We start from the raw sequence: 17,258 nt of genomic DNA, 5'->3' as shown, positions 1-17,258 counted from the left end.
CTTCATATATTTTTCTGTTCCACACAAATATAGCAGCCCAATAAAATCAAAGAACAGCTAAACCTTGCGACCCAAAGTAAGGAAAATTGGATGAAGCAACAACCTGCAATCTTACTAGACTACCATCACTTTGAATATTAAATGCTGACACTGTCCCCTGATTTCCATTAAGCGTGTAAAAATACCTTCCATCCTTACTTACTCCAACATCCATCGGCAGACCTGGTGCTGTACCCGGCGGAGTACTAGTAATATGCCTTACTACTGACAGTGCTCCATTGGGGGCGATTTGGTAGGTAGATATGGTGCCACTTAAAGTGTTCGTAGTGTAGGCAAAACGTTCATCCTTCGTTGTTATAACCCAACAAGCAGTTTTATATCCGTTTTGTACAGAGCCGCTGATTACATGAAGAGTACCGTCATTGCTCAATGAATAAGATGACAACGCATTTGAAACTGCTTCTGTAACTAAGAGAATTCCGGACGATAGAAAGTAAGCACCCAATGGGCCTTTACCGTACGAATCATTAACAATTGGTCCTGTAACCGTACCTTCTTTATTTACATGGAATACACTGATATGGTTTGATGTAAGCTCGGAGACAACGATTTTACTACCATCCGGGGTGAAGAGAACTTGTGCAGGCTGAGCATTAAAGGTACTGAGAGCATGAGTGGATCCTGGAATAGGTGTAAGATTTCCCTTATCATCTATGTGAAATCCAGTAATATTTGATGCAAAATTGTTTGCAGCATTACCTACATTGGAGACATAAAGAAGATTATCATACACACCAATGCTATTGGGCTGAGCACCTCCTGATGGCTTTACATCCACGAAAATCGGCACTCCGTTATCTGCTATGATAAAACTACTGATACTATGACTGCCTGTGTTAACTGCAAATAGGAAACGACCATCACGGGACAAAGTCAGAGAACCTTGTGATGCTAGAGGATCTATACCATCGTTTGCCGTTTCTGTAGAAACTTCCTTTATACCAGTACCTCTTCCGTAAGTTCGGTAAGAACCCACAAAGGTAAGCATTCCATTCGTATCCATATGAAAAGCAACAATGTGATTCATTACTTCATTATTAGTCATCATGTATACCACACTCGCACGAGCACGAAAATGATTGTTCATTCTCTGCATTTTATGACTCTCCTCCCTTCATAATTTTATATGGTTCTTTTTCCATTTACATTCGCAAGAAAATGTAAATTGGTTTAGAAATATCTCTTACTCATCTCGTAGTTTCTTTAAATGAAAACCTGATTCACTTCCATATTTTATTTTCAACCCCACACTCTTTTGGTAATATTTACATAAGAGAGGTGAAATAAATGATTTTAAATAAAAAGTTAATGATTCCATCTACATTTCTACTACTAACTTGTCACATAGGCATTTTTTACTTTTGGATTTCCGACTGGAAGAAGATAACAACTCCTTACGGTCTAGCTATATGGATTGTTTCTACTGTTTGCGGATTTTTACTTTATTACCACTTTAAACATCAAAACTCTAATAAAATAGTATTAATCAGTAGCTCATTATTATTAATCGTTTCTTCATCATTTATGATTTTCTTGGGTTTTGTTACTGGGCTTATCTTTGTAACTGTTAGTTCTATGCCTTGAATACATAGTTTTTTATTATGTAAAAAAGAGTTAACAAAATAGAATTACATAAAAATTAAAGAAGATGATTCCGGAATCATCTTCTATTAAAATCCAATCTTTATTATAATATTTCGCTTTTCAACTTCTTAATTTTCCAAGAGAGCCTTATAAAGAGATACATCCACATACAACTAACAACCCCCACCATAGCTTTCGCCCAAATAGGCACTCTTGATTCTATCGGGCTTAAAAATACGTTATACATTGATGGTAATATAGTTATTGAAATAAATGCAATAAATTGTAATAATTCCTTCATTTTTTGCACCTTCGTGTCCTTCTCTGAATATATGTCAGGTAACTCATTTTCCTCTTCTACTTCTTTACAAAAATAATTCCATCTTGTAAAACTCGTTACGCGTTTCCAACCAGACATTTCATATATTTCAAAGTACTCTTGTTGTTTTTCTTTTGAATCTCTATAAACCAATCTAAAATCTGCTTTATATATTACATCTTTCGGCTCAGTTTTCTTAAACGTATACATCAAATTATATCTTTGTAACGCCCAGCCTTGTTGATGCATTTTCCTTAAAAAAGCTTCCTCTTTTTCTAAACTCCATGCCGCGAAAAATTTCAATACCTTCTTTGTCTTCATCTTCCATTCACTCCCCTAAAATACTATTTCCATTCTTTACAGATCTTTGCAGCCTGTTATACTCCAGCTCTAACACTTCTCTACCAAATGGTGTTAACTCATAGCACTTCTTTCTGTCTGTAGAGGCAACTTCAACAATTAACTTCTCTTTTAATAACTTCGTCGTATTGCCGTATAAAGTGCCTGGCCCGAGCTTTACTTCCCCATTTGTCATCTCTTCTACCATTTGCATAATTCCATATCCGTGCATAGGCTTCACTAGTGACAACAATATGTAATATGTCGCCTCTGTTAATGGAATATATTTTTGAGCTTTCGCATTCATTATAACTACCTCCGATACATCGTCTTATGATATATCGACTTACGATACATCGTATATCGATATTGTACAACCACATACCAAATTATACAAGTGGAGTTTCGAACTTTAATATCGTTTTCTTTGAATTAAATAATCATATTAATCTTCTGAATAATTTGTTAAAATATAGAAATATCAGCTTTTATTATGAAAGGAATGATACATATGATAAATAAATTAAAAGAAAATATAGGATCTGTTTTTGTCGGTAAGGAAAATGTTATAGATCTATTACTCGTTTCATTGCTTGCTGACGGACATGTGCTTCTGGAAGATGTGCCTGGCACCGGAAAAACATTACTTGCAAAAACAATTTCTAAAAGCATTGGTGGTAATTTTTCTCGCGTTCAATTTACCCCTGATGTACTTCCAAGTGATGTAACAGGTATTGAATATTTCAATCCAAAAACTAGTGAATTCGAATTAAGACTTGGACCAGTTATGACAAATATACTACTTGCAGATGAAATTAATCGCGCGATGCCGAGAACACAATCTAGTTTGTTAGAAGCGATGGAAGAACGACAAGTAACGCTTGAAAAGCAGTCTACTCCTCTTCCGAAACCATTCTTTGTTATTGCGACACAAAACCCGATTGAATCACAAGGAACTTTCCCTCTTCCAGATGCACAACTTGATCGTTTTTTAATGACGATTTCAATTGGTTATCCGACTCCTGAAGATGAATTAAAAATGATGCGACGTTTTCGCAACAATACACCGTTAGAAAGCGTCAAATCTGTTATTTCTTTAGAAGACATTTTAGGGGCACAGAAACAAGTGAAAGAAATATTCGTATCAGAGGCGCTAGAACACTACATTATTAAACTTGCTCACGCTACAAGAAATCACGATTACATCGCTAACGGTGTAAGTCCACGTGCCACATTGGCTTTAGTACGTGCAGTTCAAGCATTAGCCTTTTTACGCGGCAGAGAATATTGCACACCTGAAGATATACAATTTTTAGTTCCTTCCATTTGGAATCATCGTATCGTCTTGTCAATGGAAGGAGCTTTACGTACGACAAAAAATGAAATCATGCAAAGGATTTTAAAAGAAGTTGACGTACCTGTGGAGATTGAACAAGCATGAATGGACAGCGCGTTGTAACTGTACCTTTATTTTTCCAACTTCATATTATTCAATTAACTGTTCCAGTCGCGTTGCTTTTCACATTCTTTTTCCCGCAACGAATGCTTATGTTTCTCTTTTTCTTTTATTATTTATTTGCTATTTTCATTTATAAATATGTCACTTTCATAGAGAAAAAGTTTCAAGTAATAAACGAGAAACAAACAACGCGGCTATTTCCTGATGAATCTGGACAGTTTTTTATTCATTTAAAAAATGGGGCAAGCATACCACTCGTAAACGGTGTTTGTTATTTTCATTTAAATTCATCTCTTATACCGCATAAGAATCAAGGGATTGAACAAATATCGAAAACGTTATTTTCTTTCCCATTTTCACAACCTGCTCACTCAGCACAAAAATGGGATTTAACATTAACTGCAACGAAGCGTGGTGTGTTTCAAATTGAACAGTTCGAATGTGTTTTAAAAGATCCTTTTCATCTTTTAACTGTACATTTACCTGTTTTCGATAAGTTAAAAACTGAAATTATTGTATACCCTACTCCTAAAGAAGTAGCCGGTTTACAAGAACTTCAGCAACTATTAACTGGTTCGTATCGAACTAATTTTTCTTTTTACAATGATGAAACATCTATTATCGGTGTTAAACGATACGAACGTGAGTCTTTCCGCTCTATTCATTGGAAAGCATCTGCTAAAATGCAGGCGTTACAAGCGAAGCAATATGAACCTGTAAAAAATTATAGTTGGACGATTTGTCTTTCTTTAGCTGCTGATCGTGGATTTGGTTGGAAAGAGAATGTAGAAGACCTTATTTCATTTACAACATACATTTGTCAATTCGCAGCGAAGCATCAAATTCCATTCGAATTATTTATTAGCATTTTAGCAGAAGGTGGTCCCCTTCACTTACCTTTAAACGACGGACAAACGCATTACGCAAAGACGTTAGAGGAATTAGCACGTATTTCAGATGATAGTACGTTACTTCCGAAACAAGGATTCCTTCATTATGTCACGAGAAAAAGAGAGCGATCATCTACATTGATTTACATTGGTCTGCAGAAGAATGAGCTTCCTCTTCTATCTCAGCCTACGTTTCTCATTAATAATGAAGGGATGGTGGAACCAGTTGAAAACTTGGCTATCTCACATTCATGATTTCATTCTGCTCCTCCTGCTTTCATTATTAACAGAAAGAGATGAACTAATTGGCATTGCAATATTTTTAACAACAGGCTATGTAGGAGTATTTCTTATTCATAAATTAATGAAGAAAAAAATAACAGGATTTGTAATACTTTTAGTTCTTCAAATAGTTCTTTTCTCTTTATTTTTACCTTTTTCTCTTTTTGGCACAATCATATTACCACTATTTTTCTTTATCATACATGCGGTCGGACCTGGATATCCAGTTCAAAAATCTCTAGGTGGTATTGTATGGTTTGTCGTTTCAGCTATATTTTATGCACCCTTTCCACCGTTATGGAAATTATTAATGTTAGCCTTACATCTTATGATTACATTTTGGCTAACCGGGGCAAATCGCAAACAACAACTATTACGTTTTGCTTCACTCATTACGATTGGTGTAATGAGTATGTTAATTGTTCAAGTGTTCCCTTTTATCCGACTTATGTTTGGTTTTATGACGGAAGTTATCGCATTAGGAGTCGGCTATGCTTTAATGCCATTAATTAAAGCAGCTGAATTAAAAGACACTGAAGATGTTTGGGCAAATAAAGGACATCTCTTAAAACCACGAATTGAAGACGGGAAAAAACTTCCTGACTTTGACCCAATACTTATTAATAGCATTACAGTATTAGTCTGTACAGCCATCGCTATTTATGTCGTTTGGAAAATAGTAAAAAAACGAAAACATTTAAGTTTACCAAATATGCCTGTCTTTGAATCTACAATCATTACTGATAAAGAAGGAATTAGTCAAAAACGAATGAAGCGAAATAAACCACCACATAACGAAATTCGAAGAGAAATTTTCAAACTGGAGAGTAAGTTAGCCCCTCCTTTAAACCGTGAACGAGGAGAAACAGTTGAAGCTTGGCTAGAGAGAATTAATGATGAAGAAGGTTTAAATATTCAGAGGCATATAATTATAGATGCGTATAATGCAGTACGTTATTCAAATCGTGAAGATACTATACTTCTGCAAGAATTTAAGGAAGAAATTAATAAGCTTTATGCGTATCAGAAAGGTTTGAAAAAGAAGAAAAAATGAATCAATTTAAGATATGACACACACAAAAGACTCCTATTAAACTAGGAGTCTTTTTGTGTAAAAGTCCACGTTGCTTTTCACAATTTATGCTTTTTTTCCTGCTTCAATTGCTAAAGATTCTTCATGCCACCAAAGTGTTTCTTCAGGGTCTTCTTTAGCGATTAAATGTGCTTCTTTCTTCGATTCTACGGTAGGATAAGATCCTTTTAGTGCACGTCCTGATGTTGTAACAAACAGTACACTAAATGCAACTAATCCAATTACACTTACACCAGTTAAATAAAATGCTGGTGCGAGCGGGTTACCAGTAGCGTGAACTAAGTACGAACATACGAGCGGTGTTGTCCCGCCAAATATAGATACAGAAATATTAAAGGAGATAGATAGTGCACGATAACGTACATCGGTGAAAAAGAGTGCTGGTAATAACGAAGGCAATGTTCCTTCATAAACACTAAGGAAGAAACCTAAGACGAAAATACCCGCAAACATAGCTACAATATGTCCGTTACCAATTAATAAAAATGCTGGAATTGAACATAATGCTAAACCAAGTAAACCAATTTGCACTACGCGTTTATTACCTACTTTATCACTTAATTTACCGAAATAAAGTGCCAGTGGAATCATAAGTGCCATCGTAATTGAAATGATTAATAAGCCAGTTGTTTCTTTGACTTTTAATACTTGTGTTAAATAAGAAGGAATATACGAAAGGATCATATAGTTTGTAATGTTAAAGAAGGCAACAATTACTGTGCTTAATAAGAAGTCTTTTTTGTGATATTTTAATATATCAATAAACGAAAATTGTTCGTTGTCTTCAGATTCCTCTTGTGCTTTTTCCATCTCTTCAAAGATTGGAGATTCATCTAAATGACGTCGTAAATATAAACCGACCAAACCAATTGGTGCAGCAATTAAGAAAGGAATACGCCATCCCCAGCTGAGCATTTGCTCATCTGTTAATAATAACGTTAAAATGGTAACAATTACCGAGGCAGCAATGTAACCTGAGAGTGTTCCAATTTCAAGACCACTACCGAGTATACCACGCTTTTTATCTGGAGAAGATTCTGCGATATAAACCATTGCCCCTGAATATTCTCCGCCTGTAGAGAAGCCTTGAATCATTCGAGCAATTAAAAGTAGTATTGGTGCCCATACACCAATTTGTTCATAGGTTGGTAGTAATGCGATGAATAATGTAGAAAGTGCCATTAAAATAATAGTTGTACTTAAAACAATCTTTCGGCCATACTTGTCTCCTATTCTACCAAAGAAAATACCTCCAATTGGTCGAACTAGAAAGGCCGCCGCAAATGTACCAAATGTTAGTACAAGTTGCAAACCACTATTATTCACACCTGAGAAGAATAATTGACTTAAAATTACCGCTAAATACGCGTATAATCCGAAGTCAAACCACTCCATTGCATTCCCAATGCCAGTAGCAACAACTGCTTTCCTCGCTTGTTTAGGATTGACAATATTAACGTCTTGAGGTTCAAAATTCAAATCATTATTTTGTTGCATATAGTAAAACAGCCCCTTATTTAATTTAACTTCTTTAAGCACACCTTCTCTTACTAGAATAAATTCAATACGAAGCACTTAAGGAAAAGCAACGTCTCCTTATCTGTTATTATTGTTTCACATAATTAATTATTTGTCCAATGAGATGCTTCCTAGATTAAGTAATTTAGTATTTTAAAAAGCTGAAGAAGGCGCTATACGAGTACCTTTTTCAGCTTTTTATTTTAATACGTAAATTTATTTTTCCACCCTATTTTCTTCCTATTTGAATTAAAAATAAGGTACTTTTTCATAAAGCTTTTTAAAAACTTGCTATAGCTGATAAGCTATGAATACAGGAGATAAACTCATAAATAAATGCATCAATTTCTTCTTTAGTAATTATATATGGAGGAAGTAAACGTATGATGTTCCCTTGTGTAACGTCAACTAACATCCCTTTCTCCATTAGCTCTACCTGTAATTTCTTCACATTTTCATTTGTATCATTCAAACTAATTCCAAACATCATGCCAGCATGACGTACTTCTTTAATAAGATAAGAATTTTCTTTCTGAATTTCTTGCAATTTTCCATTGAAATACTGTGACATTTCATACGCTTCTTGCATTAAATCATCGTCAATCAATGTATTTAATACGGTTAAACCTAAAGCTGTTCCCATTGATGAATGAGCAAACGTTGTTCCATGATCTCCTGGTGAAAATACATCACATAGCTTTTCACCTACAATGATTCCCCCTAGCGGTATCCCGCCTCCTGCTCCTTTACCAATTTGAATAATATCCGGTGTAATATTGAAATTTTGATAAGCAAATAGTTTTCCCGTTCTACCCATACCACTTTGAACTTCATCAACGATAAATAGTACATTATATTTTTCACATAAATATTGAACACCGTGTAAATATTCACGCGATAAAGGATATATACCTCCACTTCCTAATACAGGCTCTAGCATAATCGCAATTGGGTTTTCTTTAACAATTGTTTCTTCTAGCTGCACTATATTTTCACGTTCTACTTCATATACAGGAATAGATGTTTTTGGGAAATTTTGATATACATTTTCTTGTCTCGTAAAATGAAGTGCCCCTAATGTACGCCCGTGGAAACTATTTTTTAGTACAACAACTCCATCACGTTCTTCATTCGTAATAGATCTATATTTATCAATTAATTTTAACGTCGTTTCTGTCGCTTCCGTACCAGAGTTTGTAAAAAAGACTTTTCCATTTTTTAAAGAGTTATCAACTAATTTCTTTGCATACTCAATCGCAACTGGGTTTAAAAAATGAAATGGAAGATGCAACGATTTCGTAACTTGCTCCATTGTCGTTTGCACAATTTTAGGGTGATTGTACCCTAACACATTTACTCCTACACCAGAAAATAAATCTAAATACTCTTTTCCATCCACATCATAAAGTTTACAGCCTTCCCCTCTTTCTATCGCAACCTCCGTACGACAATACGTAGGCATCATATATTCTTTATCTAATTGAAACCAATCCGACATGTCAAATTCCTCCTAGTTATTTTCCCTATTTTTTTATGTTCATTCTCTATAAAGTCATGTATAAATTCATTTTTAAGATTGAAATTTTAATAGTAATTTTCTTCCCGATATTCATTTTTCCATAATTTCTTCTATTTCAACAGGTCCACTACATACACGTTTTTTTCATCTAGCGGTCTGTTATTATTTTGACCTTTGCTTGTCATACATAATCAACGCTATAAAATCATATTTAGTAACAATGGACAAAAAAGATTTGGAGGCTATATCGATGGATGAAAAACATGATAAACAGAGGCAACCTTTATTAGGAGAAGACTTTAATAAAAATCGAGAACTTAATGAGCCAGCTAAACTTCACTCTCAAACAGTTGGTTCACGTGGACCTGTTCTAAAGCAAGATGGTGTACTACACGAAACCTTACAAGAATTTATTCATGAAAAGATTTTAGAAAGACCTGTTCATGTAAAAGGATTTGGTGCATTTGGTTATTTCCAAACGATATATCCGATGTCAGAACATACTAAACTAAGTTTTTTACAAAATTCTAATGAGAAAGTTCCTGTTATGGTACGGTTTTCATTAGCTGTTAGTACGAAAGGAACACCTGATACTTCTAGAAATGTACGCGGTTTTGCCACAAAATTTTATACAAAAGAAGGCATTTTCGACCTTTTATGTAATCACATCCCTGTCTTTTCTGTTCGTGATCCAATGCGTTTCCCTGAAACTATTCAAGCATTGTTGCCCTCACCTAAAAATAACTTATTAGACCCTAATAGATTTTGGAGTTTTGTCGCTAGAGCACCTGAATCCATTCATTTTGTTGTCCGTTTATTCTCTGATGCTGGTACGGCAAAAAGTCTTCGCCATATCCCAGGACATAGTGTAAATACATATGTTTGGAGAAATGCTGAAGGTAATCGAAAGTATATAAAGTATCATTGGTATCCATTTGAAGGTGTACAATTCATTACTAGTGAGGAAGCAAATAAACTAGCTGCCGAAAATCCTGATTATAGCGGGAAAGATTTATACGATGCAATTGCAAATGGTAAGCCAGTAGAATATGGTTTATATGTCCAGTTCATGGATCCGAAAGATGAAGCACATCTTTCTTTTGACCCTTTAGATGATACAAAAATATGGGATGAACAGGCTTATCCTCTCATACCAGTCGGCAAAATGGTATTAAATAAAAATCCTGAAAATTATATGGAACAAGTAGAAAAAGTCGCCTTCTCCCCTTCTAATTTACTAGACGGCGCTGAATTATCAGATGATAAAATGTTACAAGGACGCGCTAACATTTATAGCGATTCTCAAAGAAGAAGAATTAGCCCCGAATTTCGTAAATTAGCGATCAACCAACAGCAAGATTGGACACCTGCTAATCAAATTACAAGCGGTGACGGAAGATACGTTGAAGGAAAACTTGAAAGAGTTTCTATAACTAAGAAAGACGACTTTGGGCAGCCTGGTGAATTTTATGCTAAATTATCACACATTGAAAAAAAACATCTCGCTGAAAATTTAGCTAATGATTTGAAAGTTATATCCGAAGATATTAGAAAAATAGTTATGGGGTATTTTCATGAAGTGTCAGCTGATTTAGGAAAGAGGATTGAGAGTGCGATGCAAAGGTTTTAAGAATATAAAAAAACGTCATTTTTAATGATTAAAATGACGTTTTTTATGCGAACTTACTAGTGATTTCTACCGATCAATTTACATTTATTAATGATAGCTTTCCCCTTCAAGATTTTCGTTACATCATTTTAAATTATGATACTCATTTCTCTTTTTCAAATAATCCTTTTCACATTGTAGCGGTTTGTATTCCACTATTTCCCCTTTCTTCTTTTTCGTTTCAGTAACGATCCATTCTCCTTTTTCAAGTTTAAGATGTTTTATCACATTTGTATCGTCTATTTCTTTATAAAGTAAAAATGCTTCAAGCGGTTTTACAAACAACCTAGCCTCCCCTCTATATCCACCAATTTCAAAAGCTTTCATTAACGAATTGTAATACGTATCGTCAACCCTGCCACCATACATTAAATGGGCCGCATCAAGATCTCTCTGACTAACTTCAAAAAAACCATGTTCCTCGATATTTAAATTAAACGTAGATATAATATCCTTCATTATATTTTTCACATACTTATCATCACGTATTTTACTTTCTTCCAGACAATTCGGAGATAACCTTGGTTCATCTGATTGGGAATGTACAACGTGTTGAATAGATATACATAAAATAAATACACTTAAAATAAACAATATTTTTTTCATCATTACATATCACCTCAAATGATTTAGATACTATATTATTTGAGGCTCACGATATTCTTATACTAAGCATGAGAAAGGACCTATAAAATAGACTTTTTATAGGTCCTTTCCTTTTAATATTGCTTTATCAAGTTCACCGGTGACGCAAGTACCTTACTACTTTTCACATCATATAATCCTATAGGTGTTACTCGTATAAATGGCAAGTGCGTCGCAGAAAAGAATAAAATCGTAAATGCTGGATCGTTATAAGAATAACCTCGTTCTTGCAGTAATGTCACCATCATTTTCTCTTTATGTATTAATGCGCTCATTTTTAAATCGGACATAATCCCGAGTAACGGTAATGCAATTTCGTGTAACACTTCATTTCTTTCCGCTATTACCATTCCGCCACCGAGCTCTTTTACTCTATGAAAAGCTGTAAGCATATCTTCTTTCCTTTTTCCAATAAGAATGATGTCACCTGTACCGGAATAAGAGCTAGCAAGACCACCTAATTCTATCGCAAAACCTTTCACAACTGTATTCACTCGCCATGTACCATCACGAGCAATCATCATAAGGAAACATTCATCATGCTCAATAGAAAGTTCATCACCGTTTAAGTCGATTTCAGTTACATATGGTTTTGTTATAACGTTATTTAATAAGTGTATACCTGTTTTATTAGAAAAAATCATATCCTCTTTTTCTATGGACCAGCCTAATGATAATGGGGTTACTTTGAATTTACTCCACTCTATATGTAATGCTTCATTCTTGTTTACTCCGTCACGCTTCACCCATTTTCCCTTTGCAATTACACTAATTGGCGCCGGGTTTTCTTTACTTTCTAAAATATTAATATTTGCAATTCTACCTGTCGCAATTGAACCATGTAAATGCTCCATATTATAATAACGAGCAATGTTATAGCTTGCCATACTATAAGCATCAATTACTGGTATCCCTTGCTTAATCGCTATTTCTATCATCCTATTCGTCATTCCGTTTTCATAAAATGATGGATGTGAACCATCTGTTGTGAAAATGAATCTATCAAATTGCTTAACACCTAATTCCAGCAATTCTTTCAGTAAAACTTCTAAATCTGGACGGATAGAAGAATTTCTAAGAGAAACGGTGTAACCTTGCATAAGGCGTGTTAATGCTTCCTGCCCTGTCATCGCTTCATGATCACAATCCGTACCTAACAATTTTAACTTCGCTAAAGTTGTTTCAGATGCACCTGGGAAATGTCCTTCTACTTTTTTCTGTAATCGCTTCGTTTCCTGCACCCAATTTAACATTTCATCATCGCCATGTAATAGTTTTGGCCATGCTGTTAACTCACCGCCTTGAAGAACTGCTTCATGTTTCAGCCATTCCATTATTTCTTCACTATTAAATAAAGATTCTCCATTTTGCAGTTCAGTCTGCCCATCAAAACGACACCACCAATACATACTTGCTGGAATCTTTTTAAATTCATCTAATAAACGAAATGCTTCTTCACGTTGTAATGTAAAAAATAAAGTTAAATTATCATTAATAAAAGTTGTCGTGCCAAATTGCATTGCATGATTTGCTAAAGTCTCTGGATTATATAATTGATATGGATGTGCATGCGGTTCTATGTAACTAGGAACTATATACTTTCCATCGCAATCAATAACTTCACAATAAGTAACTTGCTCTGGCTGTTTTTCTCCTACATATACAATGCGGTCATCATATACCCAAATATTTGCTACTGTCCATTCACGCAAGTATGAATTTAAATACGTTGCATTTTTTAATAAAATGTGCGGACTTCTCTTGCCATCTAATACTTCAACATGTTCTCGTAATTGCTTGTTACTCCATTTATAATGATTTTGTCCCAATGTATTCAACTCCAAATCTATTAACTGTTATATTGGTTAAAACGAGAAAAAGTTAATCAACTAAAGTATTTTCATTCATAACTCCCCTGTATAAATCCCTATAACCTTTATTATATGTAATAGTTTTAAGAATAACAATTTTCAGAATAAAAAGCATGCCTCTTTGCTCCAAAATAAAAAGGATGTCATGAACAGACATCCTTTTATCTTTTACTAAGCTAATGGATATACAATTATTTTAGCTTGATATTGATGTGGTAGACCCCTTTTGAACTGCTATGTTTTTTGAAGCTAAGCTTACAATAATAGTTATTACGATATTAATAAATAATGCTATTGCTCCTGTACTAATGTCGTTAATAGTGTGTGGGACTGTTGGGAAAAAGGTTGCGATTTTTATATTGAAAATCGTAGCGTACAATACAATAAGTACCCCTGTGATAATACCAGTCATTGCGCCATATTTATTAATATAATTTTTTTGAGAAAAACTAAGGAATAATGCAGGTGCCAATTGTGCGATAAGACTGTATGACATGATATTTAACAGTGCAAGTGCTGTCCCGCCAAATACTGTGAAGATTAAAGCAACCAAAGAAAGGATAATGATGAATAGTTTTGAGGCTACTAATTGTTGTTTTTCGGTAGCTTTTGGAAAAATAACGTTGTAAATCCCTTTTGTTAAGCCAACAGATGCAGACATTAACATCACGGATGCTGGTACTAAAGCCGTTAGTAAACCCGCTGCTCCAACTATTCCAACGACCCAAGGATCAAATGTTTGAATAGTTAATCTTAAAAGAGAAAGATCTCCATCAGCTCCTTGTAAACCAGGAATTTTTACGATAGCTGAAAAGCCAATAAAGAAAACAAACAGTAATAATATAGTGTATAAAGGTAGGGTAATTGCATTTTTACGAAGTGCTTTTTCACCATTTGCTGAGAAAACCACTGTGAAAGAAGTCGGTAATAAATAAAAAGATATTGCATTTAAAAGGATAGTAGAGATAAACCACGGAACACTTAGTCCTTGATCGGCTAACGTTAACAATTCAGGTTTAACAGCCTCAACAGACTTAAACATTTGCTCAATTCCACCAAAATAGTGGCTAGGAATGTATAGGCCTAAAAAAATAACTACTCCCAAAATCATAATATCTTTAATCACAGCTGTCCAAGCTGAGCCATGAATACCAGAAAATATTACATATGTTGTAATAACTATTGCACCTATAATACTTGCAACTATTGGTGAAATTGCTCCAAAAGAAGCCTCTGAAACAATAATCCCTAACCCTTTCATTTGTATACAAATGTATGGTATAAGCGCCAAACTTCCCACAATAGCTACTATAACCCCCATTGCACGACTATCATATTTAGATGCAAAATAGTCAGGTTGTGAAATAATTCCATGTTCTTTACCGTATCTCCAAATTTTAGGTGCAATCCAATAAGATATTATATATGCTAAAAATATATACGTGGGTACATAATATGCAGCAGCACCTTTAGAATACGCCCAACCACTTCCGCCTAGAAAAGTAAAAGTCGTATAAACCTCTCCAGCTATTAATAGGAATATGAACAAGGTTCCAAAACCTCTGCCGCCAACTGAAAATTGCTGCAAATTCATCTTTTTTCCTCGTCTGGCTGCTATCCCTAAATAAAGAGATAGAATTAAGAAAATAAAAATAATAAATAATGATATATTCATTCTGCCTCACTCCCTTTATTATCAGGATCAAACTTATAAACGATGGTTAAAATAATTGAGGAAAGTATCATCCAAAATACAATCCAAAATAAAAGAAAAGGCATTCCTAATACGTAAGGCTCAATTTTATTTGCAAATGGCAAGAATCCAACACACCCTATAAAAGGTATTAAGAGTAAGAGTTTAATATATTTCAAAATATGCTCAACCTCCCTTTTCATCGTTTGAATTTTTATGGATTAAGAGCCAATATCATAAAAGGATTTGTTAATATATATCCTTTTTAACTTACTAGCATCTAAATCTCTGATATGCAGAATAAAGTGAAACATTAATCAGCGGGGTTTTCATCCCCTACTGATTATTAGCCCGCAATTAGCGGGCTAATGGTAACCTACACTCGTTTAATAGAATAATGCGAGGTAATATACTTGCAATACCCCATTTTTTTCCTAAATCTAATTTTTCAACATTAAATCATTCTCTTTTTGATAGACAATTTCTCCATCAATAATCGTTGTTTCCACTTTCAAATCCTTAATACGATCTAGGTCAGCTTTTAAAATACTTTCACTTAAAATAACTAAATCCGCTAATTTCCCTACCTCTAGACTTCCTTTTAAATCTTCTTCAAAACTTGCATAAGCGCCATTCCATGTGTAAATTTTAATAGCTTCTAGTACACTAATGGATTGATTCGTGCCAATTTCAGCTCCAAATTGGCTTTTTCTATTAACTGCAGTATGAATTCCTAATAAAGGATTATAATCCGTAACTGGTGCATCTGAACTACCTGCTGCAATAATACCTTTATCTATATAATCACGAGCAGCGTACATATAATTCACACGTTCCCCATAATTGTGAGCATATATCTCTCCATATTCATATGGAAATGGCGGGTTTGGAATAGGAATGACTTCCAGTTGTTTCATTCTTTCTTGTAAATCTGGGGTTGAAACTCCTGCATGCTCGATTCGATGACGATGATTTTGTCTCGGTGCCTCTTCTAATGCTCTTTCTACGCAATTTAAATACAGTTCAATGGCTTTATCACCTTGAGCATGTACTGTAACTTGGTAGCCTTTTTTATGGGCTTCACCTAGCACTTTATATATTTCTTCCTCACTATAATACAGAATCCCGAAATTGTTAGGATCGCTGGAGTAAGGTTCTCGAGTTGCAATCGTTGGACCAGAGCTACTTCCATCTAAAAATATTTTAGCCGGCCCAACTCTAAATTTCTCATCCCCTGTACCGGTTACTATCCCTGCATTCATCATTTTATTTACAAATTTATCCGATTCATTAATGGTACCAATTATTGCATATATCCGAACACCGATGTCTTTCGTTTTTATAGCTGTTTGTAACAAACGATAACAATTAGAATCAAAAGTAGCTGCTTCATGAATACTCGTGATTCCCCCTGAAATGAAATGATCCGACGCAATTTTAACAGCTTTCATAAGTTCAGCATCTGTATAGCTTGCTACATCATTCATCTTCATATTTGCAGCTTCAAATAATTTCCCTGTAATTTCCCCCTTCTCATTTTTTTCAATCACTCCACCTTGAGGATTCGGTGTATTTTCGTCAATTCCAGCCTTCTTTAGTGCTGCTGTGTTCACGATACAAATATGTCCACACGTACGAGAAATGATGATTGGATGCTTCGCTGAAATGGCATCTAGCTCTGCAATCGTTGGATACCTTTTCTCCTTTATGGTAGTTTCATTAAATCCCCAAGCTCTTATCCACTCACCTTCTGGAGTTTCCAACGCTTTTTTCTTAAGCTCATTCAGCACATCTGCAACAGAGTCGATGTGACTTTCTTTACAACTGATATTCAACTGAAAAACCCCATATAAAACCAAGTGTGTGTGCGCATCAATAAATCCAGGAAGAAGAGATTTTCCTGCTAAGTCAATGACTTCCGTCTTCTCTCCAATAAATTTATTCATTTCTAAATTTGAACCGATCCCAATTATTCGATTATCCTTTATCGCTACAGATTCTACTATTGAGTCTTGTCTGTCTGATGTAATAACTTCACCATTGATAAATACTAGATTTGCATTCATACAAACACCATCCTTTTTATATAAGTACAAATTGAAAAAACGACATAAAACTTTTCTTTTTAAGTGAAAGAGACAACGAGTGCAGATCACCTTTTAGTCTTCATAAACGTGACTTAATTAGAATTACGCGTTATTAAAGCGCTTTCAATAAAAAGGGAAATCCTTGACAAATAGAAAAGATTCCATTAACTACCTCCCTCTATAAATTAATAATTCCACACTGTACATTTTTATAATGCAAAAATCATGCC

General features: G+C 34.5%; 15 protein-coding genes. 5 read left to right on the top strand and 10 right to left on the bottom strand.

Annotated features, from left to right (window positions below; genetic code table 11):
* Positions 1-46: 46 nt before the first annotated feature.
* Positions 47-1,156, bottom strand: coding sequence for a lactonase family protein (locus CDB3_RS09295; RefSeq protein WP_128854242.1), 1,110 nt, complete (start codon positions 1,154-1,156; stop codon positions 47-49).
* 191 nt (positions 1,157-1,347) lie between these two features.
* On the opposite strand from CDB3_RS09295, the gene CDB3_RS32245 reads away from it, so the two are divergent.
* Positions 1,348-1,644: a hypothetical protein gene (locus CDB3_RS32245; RefSeq protein WP_128854241.1), complete on the top strand. Its 297-nt coding sequence runs from the start codon at positions 1,348-1,350 to the stop codon at positions 1,642-1,644.
* A 103-nt stretch (positions 1,645-1,747) separates the two neighbouring features.
* Here CDB3_RS32245 and CDB3_RS09285 read toward each other — a convergent pair whose 3' ends face one another.
* Positions 1,748-2,284 carry a DUF2812 domain-containing protein gene (locus tag CDB3_RS09285; protein ID WP_128854240.1) on the bottom strand — a complete coding sequence of 179 codons (537 nt, stop codon included), beginning with the start codon at positions 2,282-2,284 and terminating at the stop codon, positions 1,748-1,750.
* A gap of 7 nt (positions 2,285-2,291) precedes the next feature.
* Positions 2,292-2,609, bottom strand: coding sequence for a PadR family transcriptional regulator (locus tag CDB3_RS09280; RefSeq protein ID WP_000991890.1), 318 nt, complete (start codon positions 2,607-2,609; stop codon positions 2,292-2,294).
* 204 nt (positions 2,610-2,813) lie between these two features.
* Here CDB3_RS09280 and CDB3_RS09275 point away from each other — a divergent pair, with 204 nt between their 5' ends.
* The 3 genes from CDB3_RS09275 to CDB3_RS09265 are packed head-to-tail and all read left to right on the top strand — an operon-like array spanning position 2,814 to position 5,987.
* On the top strand, positions 2,814-3,743 hold the full coding sequence (locus CDB3_RS09275) for an AAA family ATPase (protein ID WP_128854259.1): 930 nt from the start codon (positions 2,814-2,816) through the stop codon (positions 3,741-3,743).
* Positions 3,740-4,906: a DUF58 domain-containing protein gene (locus CDB3_RS09270; protein ID WP_128854239.1), complete on the top strand. Its 1,167-nt coding sequence runs from the start codon at positions 3,740-3,742 to the stop codon at positions 4,904-4,906. Before CDB3_RS09275 ends, CDB3_RS09270 begins: the two co-directional genes overlap by 4 nt.
* The gene (locus CDB3_RS09265) at positions 4,878-5,987 is read left to right on the top strand and encodes a DUF4018 domain-containing protein (protein ID WP_128854258.1); all 1,110 of its coding nucleotides are present in this window, start codon (positions 4,878-4,880) and stop codon (positions 5,985-5,987) included. The genes CDB3_RS09270 and CDB3_RS09265 overlap by 29 nt, the downstream gene beginning before the upstream one ends.
* A gap of 84 nt (positions 5,988-6,071) precedes the next feature.
* Here the strand turns inward: CDB3_RS09265 and CDB3_RS09260 are convergent, their stop codons facing one another.
* Positions 6,072-7,523: an MFS transporter gene (locus CDB3_RS09260; RefSeq protein ID WP_128854257.1), complete on the bottom strand. Its 1,452-nt coding sequence runs from the start codon at positions 7,521-7,523 to the stop codon at positions 6,072-6,074.
* A gap of 301 nt (positions 7,524-7,824) precedes the next feature.
* The gene (locus CDB3_RS09255; RefSeq protein WP_128854238.1) at positions 7,825-9,042 is read right to left on the bottom strand and encodes an aspartate aminotransferase family protein; all 1,218 of its coding nucleotides are present in this window, start codon (positions 9,040-9,042) and stop codon (positions 7,825-7,827) included.
* 241 nt (positions 9,043-9,283) lie between these two features.
* Between CDB3_RS09255 and CDB3_RS09250 the strand changes: the two genes are divergently transcribed.
* The gene (locus CDB3_RS09250) at positions 9,284-10,693 is read left to right on the top strand and encodes a catalase (protein WP_179139685.1); all 1,410 of its coding nucleotides are present in this window, start codon (positions 9,284-9,286) and stop codon (positions 10,691-10,693) included.
* Positions 10,694-10,816: 123 nt separating this feature from the next.
* Here the strand turns inward: CDB3_RS09250 and CDB3_RS09245 are convergent, their stop codons facing one another.
* The 5 genes from CDB3_RS09245 to CDB3_RS09225 form a co-directional block, all read right to left on the bottom strand.
* Positions 10,817-11,338 (bottom strand): hypothetical protein, encoded by a 522-nt coding sequence (locus tag CDB3_RS09245; protein ID WP_128854256.1) that lies wholly within the window; start codon positions 11,336-11,338, stop codon positions 10,817-10,819.
* A 113-nt stretch (positions 11,339-11,451) separates the two neighbouring features.
* A complete protein-coding gene (locus CDB3_RS09240) occupies positions 11,452-13,206 on the bottom strand; it encodes an adenine deaminase C-terminal domain-containing protein (RefSeq protein WP_128854236.1) in 1,755 nt (584 codons plus the stop codon).
* A 238-nt stretch (positions 13,207-13,444) separates the two neighbouring features.
* A complete protein-coding gene (locus CDB3_RS09235; RefSeq protein WP_128854235.1) occupies positions 13,445-14,923 on the bottom strand; it encodes a sodium:solute symporter family protein in 1,479 nt (492 codons plus the stop codon).
* The gene (locus CDB3_RS09230) at positions 14,920-15,120 is read right to left on the bottom strand and encodes a DUF3311 domain-containing protein (protein ID WP_128854234.1); all 201 of its coding nucleotides are present in this window, start codon (positions 15,118-15,120) and stop codon (positions 14,920-14,922) included. Before CDB3_RS09230 ends, CDB3_RS09235 begins: the two co-directional genes overlap by 4 nt.
* Before the next feature lie 261 nt (positions 15,121-15,381).
* The gene (locus tag CDB3_RS09225) at positions 15,382-17,007 is read right to left on the bottom strand and encodes an amidohydrolase (RefSeq protein WP_128854233.1); all 1,626 of its coding nucleotides are present in this window, start codon (positions 17,005-17,007) and stop codon (positions 15,382-15,384) included.
* Positions 17,008-17,258: the final 251 nt, after the last annotated feature.

The sequence above is a fragment of the Bacillus sp. CDB3 genome, from assembly GCF_002081505.1.
Lineage (GTDB): Bacteria > Bacillota > Bacilli > Bacillales > Bacillaceae_G > Bacillus_A > Bacillus_A cereus_AT.
Note: the sequence above shows the minus strand (reverse complement) of the source record. Positions and strands in the feature narration are given on the sequence as shown.